At 64.2% G+C, this 9,229-nt stretch carries 10 protein-coding genes; 5 read left to right on the top strand and 5 right to left on the bottom strand.

Translation table 11 applies throughout. The annotated features are described in order from the left end of the window. Positions 1-271: 271 nt before the first annotated feature. From HMPREF0372_RS06490 to HMPREF0372_RS06480, 3 genes are all read left to right on the top strand, one after another. The gene (locus HMPREF0372_RS06490) at positions 272-1,441 is read left to right on the top strand and encodes a phosphoglycerate dehydrogenase (RefSeq protein ID WP_007489983.1); all 1,170 of its coding nucleotides are present in this window, start codon (positions 272-274) and stop codon (positions 1,439-1,441) included. Positions 1,442-1,550: 109 nt separating this feature from the next. Continuing rightward, a complete protein-coding gene (locus tag HMPREF0372_RS06485) occupies positions 1,551-2,087 on the top strand; it encodes an RNA polymerase sigma factor (RefSeq protein ID WP_007489982.1) in 537 nt (178 codons plus the stop codon). Further along, positions 2,084-3,064 (top strand): hypothetical protein, encoded by a 981-nt coding sequence (locus tag HMPREF0372_RS06480; RefSeq protein ID WP_007489980.1) that lies wholly within the window; start codon positions 2,084-2,086, stop codon positions 3,062-3,064. Before HMPREF0372_RS06485 ends, HMPREF0372_RS06480 begins: the two co-directional genes overlap by 4 nt. 156 nt (positions 3,065-3,220) lie before the next feature. On the opposite strand, the gene HMPREF0372_RS06475 is transcribed toward HMPREF0372_RS06480, so the two are convergent. Genes HMPREF0372_RS06475 through HMPREF0372_RS06460 form a run of 4 tightly spaced genes read right to left on the bottom strand, consistent with a single transcriptional unit; the run spans position 3,221 to position 5,725 of the window. After that, entirely contained in the window at positions 3,221-3,844 is a 624-nt protein-coding gene (locus tag HMPREF0372_RS06475) for an ABC-2 transporter permease (protein WP_007489978.1), read from the bottom strand. A 2-nt stretch (positions 3,845-3,846) separates the two neighbouring features. Further along, positions 3,847-4,491, bottom strand: a complete 645-nt coding sequence (locus HMPREF0372_RS06470) for an ABC-2 transporter permease (protein WP_007489977.1) — start codon at positions 4,489-4,491, stop codon at positions 3,847-3,849. Beyond that, the gene (locus HMPREF0372_RS06465; RefSeq protein ID WP_007489975.1) at positions 4,488-5,348 is read right to left on the bottom strand and encodes an ABC transporter ATP-binding protein; all 861 of its coding nucleotides are present in this window, start codon (positions 5,346-5,348) and stop codon (positions 4,488-4,490) included. The genes HMPREF0372_RS06470 and HMPREF0372_RS06465 overlap by 4 nt, the downstream gene beginning before the upstream one ends. Beyond that, the gene (locus HMPREF0372_RS06460; RefSeq protein ID WP_007489974.1) at positions 5,345-5,725 is read right to left on the bottom strand and encodes a GntR family transcriptional regulator; all 381 of its coding nucleotides are present in this window, start codon (positions 5,723-5,725) and stop codon (positions 5,345-5,347) included. Before HMPREF0372_RS06460 ends, HMPREF0372_RS06465 begins: the two co-directional genes overlap by 4 nt. 123 nt (positions 5,726-5,848) lie before the next feature. Here HMPREF0372_RS06460 and HMPREF0372_RS06455 point away from each other — a divergent pair, with 123 nt between their 5' ends. Further along, positions 5,849-6,919: an alanine racemase gene (locus HMPREF0372_RS06455; protein WP_007489973.1), complete on the top strand. Its 1,071-nt coding sequence runs from the start codon at positions 5,849-5,851 to the stop codon at positions 6,917-6,919. Between the two features lie 271 nt (positions 6,920-7,190). Here HMPREF0372_RS06455 and gap read toward each other — a convergent pair whose 3' ends face one another. Beyond that, positions 7,191-8,204 carry a type I glyceraldehyde-3-phosphate dehydrogenase gene (gene gap, locus HMPREF0372_RS06450; RefSeq protein ID WP_009261245.1) on the bottom strand — a complete coding sequence of 338 codons (1,014 nt, stop codon included), beginning with the start codon at positions 8,202-8,204 and terminating at the stop codon, positions 7,191-7,193. 286 nt (positions 8,205-8,490) lie between these two features. Between gap and HMPREF0372_RS06445 the strand changes: the two genes are divergently transcribed. After that, positions 8,491-9,229, top strand: a 739-nt coding sequence (locus HMPREF0372_RS06445; protein ID WP_039996808.1) for a sensor histidine kinase, incomplete at its 3' end; no start/stop codon positions are given.

Raw genomic sequence — 9,229 nt, 5'->3', positions numbered from 1 at the left:
CGTCTATTTACAACGCCATGCCCACCGAGGGCGTGGAAAAGCTGTGCGACTTCATCCGGGCATTCGATAAGAACAACTGAGCGTTCGGCTTACCCTGGGGCCCTGCAAAGTGGGGCGCGGCTTACGCCGCGTACAGGCATTTTGGCCAGCGGACAAAATCTTGCCGCAGGGCGGATTCCCTCCGTCCGGGGAAGTAAAATCAGGGGCTCCCATGGAAGGCGTGTAGTTTCATCCGGGCATTTGATAAAAACAATGAAGGGGAGAGGGCTATATGTATCGCATCAAGACACTGAATAAGATTTCCCCCGCCGGGCTGTCCGTACTGGACCAGACCCGCTACACCATCAGCACCGATGTGGAAAACGAGGACGGTATTTTGGTCCGCTCGGCGGACATGCACGACTATGCATTCCCCGATGCCCTGCGGGCCGTGGCCCGGGCGGGCGCGGGCACTAATAACATCCCCATCGACCGCTGCTCCGAGGCGGGCATCGTGGTATTCAATACCCCCGGCGCCAACGCCAATGCGGTGAAGGAGCTGGCGGTGTGCGCTCTGCTGCTGGCCTCCCGAAAGATCAGCGACGGCGTGGCCTGGGTGAAGGAGCAGGCCGCCGCCGGGGCGGACGTGGAGCAGGCGGTGGAGAAGGGCAAGAGCCAGTTTGTGGGCCCGGAGCTGTCTGGCAAGATGCTGGGCGTCATCGGCCTGGGGGCCATCGGCGTGCAGGTGGCCAACATCGCCACCAAGCTGGGCATGACCGTGTTCGGCTACGACCCCTTCCTGTCGGTGGACGGAGCTCTGTCCCTGTCCCGGCTGGTCCACCGGGCCATGGATCTGGAGACCATTTATAAGAACTGCGACTACATCACCCTCCACGTGCCCCAGACCCCCGAGACCAAGGGAATGTTCAACGAGGACGCATTCCATATGATGAAGGGCGGCGTACGCATCCTCAACCTGGCGCGGGGCACCCTGGTCAACGACGACGACATGCTGGCCGCCCTGGACAGCGGCAAGGTGGCCTGCTACGTCACCGACTTCCCCAACGGCAAAATCCTGCGGGGCAAGAACGTGGTGGCCATCCCCCATCTGGGGGCCTCCACGCCGGAGAGCGAGGAGAACTGCGCCGTCATGGCGGCCCAGGAGCTGAAGGACTATCTGGAGAACGGCAACATCCAGAACTCGGTGAACCTGCCCACGCTGGTGCAGCCGTGGAGCGGCGTGTCCCGCCTGTGCATCATCCACCGCAACGCCCCCGGCGCCATCGCCAGCATCACTGGAGTGCTCTCCAAGGACGGGGTAAATGTGGCTAACATGACGAACAAGTCCAAGAAGGACTATGCCTATACCGTGGTGGACGTGGACAGCCGCATCGGCGAGTCCGTGGCCGACACCATCCGCGCCCTGGACGTGGTGCTGCGGGTGCGCCTGCTCAATCACTAAACAGCCGCAAAAAACGCGGAGGAACACCGGTTCCTCCGCGTTTTTTTCTTCGGCGTGCGTCAGGTTTCCGCGTTCCCGGCCGTACTGTAAGGTGAAAGGGGGCGAACCAATGGAGGAGGTTTTGGATCATAACCAGGAGGCGGAGCAGATTTTCCGGCAGTACGGCAGGCTGCTGGAGCTGGTGGCCGCCGCTCAGCTCCCCGGCCGCCCGGAGGACGCGGAGGAGTGCGTCCAGGACGCCGTCTGGGCCTTTGTAGAGGGCAGGGCGCCGTGGGATCCCGCGCAGGGGAGTAAGCAGACCTGGCTTTGCGTGCTGGTGCGCAGCCGGGCAAAGGACCGCCGCCGCGCCCTGGCCGCCCGGATGGAGGAGCCACTGGAGGAACACTCTGGCCTGGCGGCGGCGGATCACGCGGAGAGAGCTGCGGTGCGGGACGGACTGCGCCGGGTGCTGGAGGGGCTGAGCCGGGAGGAACGGAGGCTGTTCACCCTGCGGTTTGTCTACGGGCTCTCTTCTGCGGAGCTGGGTGGCGTACTGGGGCTGTCGCCCAACGGGGTGGACGCCCGGGTGAGCCGCCTGCGGAAGAAGCTGAAGCGGCTGCTGGCCCGGCAGGGGCTGGGCCTGTGGGAACGGGAGGGAACCAAATGAGATACTGTGATTGGGACGAGGTACTGGACCGGGATGGTCTGCTGATACTCACGGAGGAGGCGCTGACGCCTCCCAGGCGGAGCCGGGCACCCCTGAGGCGGCTGGCGGCCGCGGCGGCCTGCGCGGGGCTGGTGCTGGGACTGATGAACTACCGGGCCGTGGCCGCCGGGGTGGGGGAGCTCTGCCGCTATTTCGCAGGCATCGGCGCCACGGCGGATGACAAGGCGGAGCTCTGGGTGCTGGAGGAGCCGGTCACCTGGACGGAGGGGGACTGGACCTACGAGGCGGATGCTACCCTGCGCAGCGGGGTGCTGGAACTGGAACTCACCATGAGCAGCCGTTTACCTGCCGATCAGTTGCCCTCTCCGGTGGAGCTGCGGCTGGGCCTGTCGGCGGACGGGGAGCCGCTGCACAATGCCGTCCACACCATCACTCCCTACAGCGTGGCGGATGCCGGGGAGGGGAGCGGCTACCCCCGCTACCGCCTGGAGCAGGGCTATCAGACCACTGCATCCACCCGCCTTCGCTGTACGATGGCCGCCCCGCCGCCGGAGGACTGCGCCCTCCATGTCAGCGGTCTGGGCGTCCAGGGGGGAGTGTTCTCCCTCCGACTGGTGCCGGCGGAGACGCCCCCCACGGTACAGAAGACTTGGACGCTCCCCCAGGGGGATATGACCATCTGGGTGGCGGAGGACGGCTCGGCCATATCCGCCAGCTTCGACAGCACAGAGTGGTGGGGCTGGCCCTTCGACATCTCCTTTATCGGCGCATCGGGAGAGCGCTATCCCTGCCACGACATCACAGGCGCCTATGAGCTGGACGGCACCGAGCGGTTCGAGGCCATCAAGCCGGAGGGCATGGAGGAACCGGTGGACGCAGTGTGTATCGGCGGAGTGGCTGTGGAGAGAATTCAGGATGCCGGCGGCAGGGCCGACCACCTGTATGAAAGTCTCGACTGGGTTATCGAGCTGCCCTGAACCACGCAGAAACGTCCCCGGAGGGAATTCCCTCCGGGGACGTTTTTGGATACGGGACAGACAGGGGCTTACAGGGGGGTGTCCCTTGGCGGCCGCACGCAGTTCCTCGTCCGACCGTAGCGTGGCACACCCGGCGGGCGGGGACAGGCCACGCCCCTACAGTTCCTTTTTACAGTAAATCTTCCGGGCGATGCACCAGGAGGCGGCGTAGGCCGCCGCGCACAGGACGGTCACCAGCCAGGGCAGGGCGGCGGCCAGGCCGGGGGTGGGCGGGGGAAGAAGGCCCCGCTGGAAGAGCAAAAGCAGGGCCATGCCGCCGCCGAAGAAGAGGATGAACACAAAGTAGAGGGCCGCCCGGCTGCGGCTCACCCCCAAGAGCAGGAGAAGGGGCAGGTTGACGGCGTTGACCGCCAGGGCCAGGCCGGTACAGACCAGCACCGCCAGGGCCAGAGCGCTCTCCGGCCCCTCCATCAGGACGGTGAGGAAGAGGGAAATCCCGCCGCTGAGGGCGGCCAGCAACAGGGCCAGCAGGTACTTGCCGTCCACCGTCCCGCGCCGTCCGGCGGGGGTGGCGGCGGCGTACCGCTCCCAGTGCACAGCCTCGTCATAGCTGAAGCAGGTGGTGGGGAGAAGGGTGCCGTAGAGAACCGCCAGGCCGCACAGAAAAGAGGCGTCCAGCACTCCGGCGGCAGTGAGCGCCAGATAAAGCCCCAGCAGGAGGGCATAGTACCAAAGCTGCCGCCGGAGCAGCAGCCAGTCCTTGCAGAGCAGTCCGGCCATGCTTAGAACTCCTTTCGGGCATAGATGGCCTGGGCAATACAGTAGGAGAGGGCGAAGCCGCCCACGGCCAGGATGGCAAGCAGGCCGGGCAGGGCGGTGAGCACCCACGCCGGGGGCGCGGGGAGGGCGAGGCCCCGGTCGGCCGCCAGGCCCAGCAGGGCAAAGCCGGCGAAGACCAGTAAAAAGAGCGCCATGCTCACCATGCGGGCCTTCTCCGCCCCAAACTTGAGCAGCAGGGGGAGCGCCACCGCGTTCATGATCAGGGCGATCCCCGCACAGGCCAGGGCGGACAGCAGCAGCTCGGACAGGGACTCCTCCAGCCCGCCGGCCAGGGCCAGCACGACCAGCAGCAGGGAGACAAACACGGTGCTGGCCAGGGTCACCAGCAGGGTGAACAGGTACTTGCCTGTCACCACCCCCCGGCGGCAGGCCGGGGTGGCGATGGCGAAGCGGTTCCAGCGGCTCACGTCGTCGGAGGTGACGGTGGTCATAGGGGTGATCAGGGACATGAGCACCACCATGCCGCACAGCACCGAGGCGGTGAACACTCCCGACAAGCACAGGCCGCCGTAGACCAGGAAAAAGACCAGGTAGGTAGTCAGATGGCCCTTAAGGGCCAGAAAATCCTTGTAGATGAGGCCGGTCATCGGGCATCCCCCTTTACGGTAAAGACCATAATATCCTCCAGCGACACCGGCTCCACCGCCAGCTCGGGGTGGAACCGGGCGAAAGCCCGCCGGTTTTTCACCAGGGCCTCACAGCCGAACTGGCCGGAGCGCACCCCCACCAGCAGGGCGGGGTCCACCCGCTCCAGCTCGGAGCGGCCGCACACCAGCTTGCCGTAGGTGTCCAGCAGCTCATCCTTGGCCCCCGACACCGCCACCCGCCCCCTGTGGAGGTAGGTCACATAGTCGGCCACCTTCTCCAGATCGCTGGTGATGTGGCTGGACAGGAGAATGGCGTGCTCCTCGTCCTGAATGAACGCCAGGAACTCGTCCAAAATTTCGTCCCGCACCACCGGGTCGAGGCCGGAGGTGGCCTCGTCCAGGATCAGCAGCTTGGGCCGGGCGGCAAAGGCCGCCGCGAGGGACAGCTTCATCTTCATGCCCTTGGAGAAGGTCTTGACCAGCTTTTTGCTGGTGAGGCCAAATTTCTCCAGGTAATGCTGGTACAGGGCTCCATCCCAGCCGGGGTAGAGGCGGGCGAGAATGTTCCCCACTTGGGGGGCGGAGAGGCCGTCGTGGAAGGTGGTCTCGTCCAGCACCACCCCCACCTGGGCCTTGACCGCCCGCTCGTCCGCCAGGTTGTCCAGGCCCAGCACCTGGATCTCCCCGCCGTCCCGGCGGATCAGGTTGAGGATGCACTTGATGGTGGTGGACTTGCCCGCGCCGTTCTCCCCGATCAGGCCCATGATGGTGCCGCCGGGTACGGTGAAGGACACGTCGTCCAGCTTGAAGGAGCCGTAGTCCTTGGTGAGATGGGACACTTCCAATGCGTTTTTCATAGTGTTTCGTCTCCATACAGAAGGTTGAGGGTCTCGGTGAGCTCGGCCAGGGTGACGCCGCCGGCCTTGGCGACGTCCACCGCATGGGACAGGTGCTCCTCGGCCCGGCGGAGGGTGTCCTCCCGCACCAGCTCCGGGTTCTGGGGCGCCACAAAGCACCCCTTGCCCGGCACGGTGGTGAGAAAGCCCTCCCGCTCCAGCTCCTCATAGGCCCGCTTGGTGGTGATGACGGAAATGCGCAGCTCCTTGGCCAGCAGCCGCATGGAGGGCAGGGCCTCGCCCTCCTTCAGCTCTCCCCGGAGAATGAGGCCCTTCATCTGCCGGGTGATCTGGTCATAGATGGGTACGCCGCCGGAATTGCGGATGATGATGTCCATGGTACACCTTCTTGATGTCATACTGTATATATTCAGCATACACAGTATGACATATGGAATTCCCCTTGTCAAGAGGGAAAATGAGGGTTACACTGTTGGTAGCTACAAAGGGGGGTGGAAAGCATGTACGCACCCATACTGGAGATTGACACCAGGAAAATCGAGGAGAACGCCCGAAAGCTCCACACCTTCTGCGCCCGGCGGGGGGTGGAGCTGGCCTTTGTCACCAAGGGCTTCTCCGCCCGCCCCGGGGTGATCCGGGCGGCCCGGGCCGGCGGCGTCACCCGCTTCGCGGACAGCCGCCTGAAAAACATCATCGCCGCCAAGACCGCCATACCCGGCCTGCACTACCTGCTCATCCGCATACCCGCCATTGACGAGGCCGAGGAGGTGGTGCGCTGGGCTGACTGTAGCCTCCAGAGCCAGATTGAGGTCATCCGCGCCGTGTCCGATGCAGCTGTCCGGCAGGGGAAGATTCACCCCATTATTCTCATGGTGGACGTGGGGGATCTCCGGGAGGGGGTGTTCGGCCGGGAGCAGCTGGAGGAGATTGCGGGGCAGATTCTGGGCTGTCCCGGTGTGGAGCTGGTAGGGCTTGGCACCAACGTGGGGTGTTACGGAAGCATCCTCCCCTCGGTGGAGAACACACAGATCCTGGTGGAGTTGAGGGACTTCCTCAATGAGAAGTACGGCTTCCATATCAAAACCCTGTCCGGCGGCTCCACCTGTACACTCAAGCTGCTGGAGGAGGGGCGGCTCCCTGCGGGCATCAATCACCTGCGGGTGGGCGAGGGGCTACTCTACGGCGAAGACACCACCGGCATGCGCTTTCTGGAGGGGTACCATACCGACGCCTTCCACTTCAAGGCCCAGGTGGTGGAGCTGCGCCGCAAGCCGTCGGTGCCCATCGGGGAGCACGGCCGGGACGGCAAGGGGGAGCTGCCCGAATACCCCGACCGGGGGGTCCACCTGCGGGCCATCTGCGCCGCAGGCAAGCAGGATGTGGCCTGGGCCGCCCTCACCCCCACCCTGCCGGGGGCGGAGATGATCGGCGCCAGCTCCGACCACCTGATTGTAGACGTGGAGGGGTGCGGAGGCCGGGTAAGGGTGGGGGACTGGCTGGACTTCCGCTGCGGCTATATGGCGGTGCTGGACGCCACCACCTCCGCCTATGTGGACGTGCGGGAGATGTGAACGGCCTCCTCCGTGGGCAGAACGAAAACGAGAGCGGAGGCCGGATGGCCTCCGCTCTCGTTCACTTTGTCGAAAAAGCCTCGCAGAGTTCGCACCCGCAGGCGCGAAGCAAATAAAAGCCGTTTTCTCCAGCGGCATGTACGCCGGAGAAAGCACTTCTCAGCCCGCGCGCGGTGGGCTGCATCCGGCTCGAAAAAGCGGCGAAGCCGCTTTTTCGACGGTCAAAGAAAGCGGAAGCCGTCCGGCTTCCGCTCTCTTTGGTTGGATTCACTTACTTGTGGTCCACAGAATACATATGGGTGATGAGGTCCAGCACCTTGTTGGAGTAGCCAATCTCATTGTCGTACCAGGACACGACCTTCACGAAGGTGTCGGTCAGGGCGATGCCGGCGGTGGCGTCGAAGATGGAGGTGCGGGTGTCGCCCAGGAAGTCGGAGGACACCACGGCGTCCTCGGTGTAGCCCAGGATGCCCTTCAGCTCACCCTCGCTGGCCTTCTTCATGGCGGCGCAGATCTCGTCGTACTTGGCGGGCTTGGCCAGGTTGACGGTCAGGTCCACCACGGAGACATCCAGGGTGGGCACGCGCATGGACATGCCGGTCAGCTTGCCGTTGAGGGAGGGGATGACCTTGCCCACGGCCTTGGCGGCGCCGGTGGAGGAGGGGATGATGTTGCCGGAGGCGGCGCGGCCGCCGCGCCAGTCCTTCTTGGAGGGGCCGTCCACAGTCTTCTGGGTGGCGGTGGTGGAGTGGACGGTGGTCATCAGGCCATCGGTAATGCCCCAGTTGTCGTGCAGCACCTTGGCGATGGGGGCCAGGCAGTTGGTGGTGCAGGAGGCATTGGAGACAAAGTTCATGCTGGAGTCATAGGTCTCGTGGTTGACGCCCATGACGAACATGGGGGTGTCGTCCTTGGAGGGGGCGGACATGACCACCTTCTTGGCGCCGGCGTCGATGTGGGCTTGGGCCTTCTCCTTGGTCAGGAACATGCCAGTGGACTCCACGACATACTCGGCGCCCACCTCGCCCCAGGGGATGTCCTTGGGATCCATGCAGGCGAAGAACTTCACAGTCTTGCCGTTGACGATGATGGCGTCGTCGGTGTACTCAATGGTGCCGTCAAACTGGCCGTGCATGGTATCATAACGCAGCATGTAGGCCATGTAATCGGGGGTCATGAAGGGATCGTTGATACCCACGAACTCGATGTCGGAACGGGAGATACCCGCGCGGAACACCAGACGGCCGATCCGGCCAAAGCCATTAATGCCAACTTTAATGCTCATAATGAATCGCTCCTTCGTTCTAATTTGATTCTTAAATGATTTCCAATTGCGCGCCTCCATTATAAACGAATCCGCGCCGAATGAAAAGGGGGAAAACAGAAAACTTACTGGGGAAACTGTATAAATTTACACCGGCACTATCGGTAAACGCGGTGGTTTCGACATGATTCGACATTTCTGCTTGAGCGGCGGGGCGGATTTTGCTATACTGACGTTATCATACCCTTACAACTTTACGGAATTCCTGCGCAAGCTATGGCAGGACTGGAAAGGAGGTCGGCGGCATTTGGATGAGAAGAGAGAGGATCTGGGACCGCTCCTGGTAGAGCAGTTCCGTCAGCAGATGAACAACCTGTCCGCAGCGATTCAGTTGCTCACGCCGGTAGTGCGGGAGAAGGCGGGGCCTCAGTACGACCCCTATTTGGCCATTCTGCACCAGAGCCTGTACCGGTTGATTCGTATGGTGGGCAATCTTGAGTATCTGGAACTGCCTGAGGGAGAGCTCCCCCTGCGGGAGGGCACGCTGGATCTGGCCGGGCTGTGCCGGGAGCTGGGGGAGCAGGTGTCTCCCCTGACGGCGCTGGCTGGCATCCGCTTTTCCTATGAGGAGGAGATAGGGAGCCTCCTCACCCATGGAGACGGGGCCCAGCTCCGGCGGCTGCTGCTCAACCTGATCGCCAACGCCGTCCGCGCGGCGGGAGAGGGCGGAGAGTCCGGCCTGCGCCTGGCCCGCCGGGGCGGGCGGGCGGTCCTCACCGTGTGGGACAACGGACCGGGTTTTCTCCCGGAAACCGATGAGCGGGAGCTGCTTCAGCGGCCGGGCAGCCTGGGTCTTGGACTGAAGGTGGCCCGCCGCATCGCCGCCCTCCACGGGGGGAGCATCGTCTTTGAGCAGCGGGAGGAGCGGGGCTCCCGGGCGATCGTGTCCCTGCCCCTCCGGCCGCCGGAGCCGGGCGAGCTGCTGAAAACGCCCCGGATGGGGTTTGACGGCAGCGGCGGATTTTCCGACACGCTCATCGAGCTGG

The organism is Flavonifractor plautii ATCC 29863, from assembly GCF_000239295.1.
GTDB lineage: Bacteria > Bacillota > Clostridia > Oscillospirales > Oscillospiraceae > Flavonifractor > Flavonifractor plautii.
The sequence above is the reverse complement of the archived record's forward strand: the minus strand, read 5'-3'. Positions and strand labels throughout refer to the sequence as shown.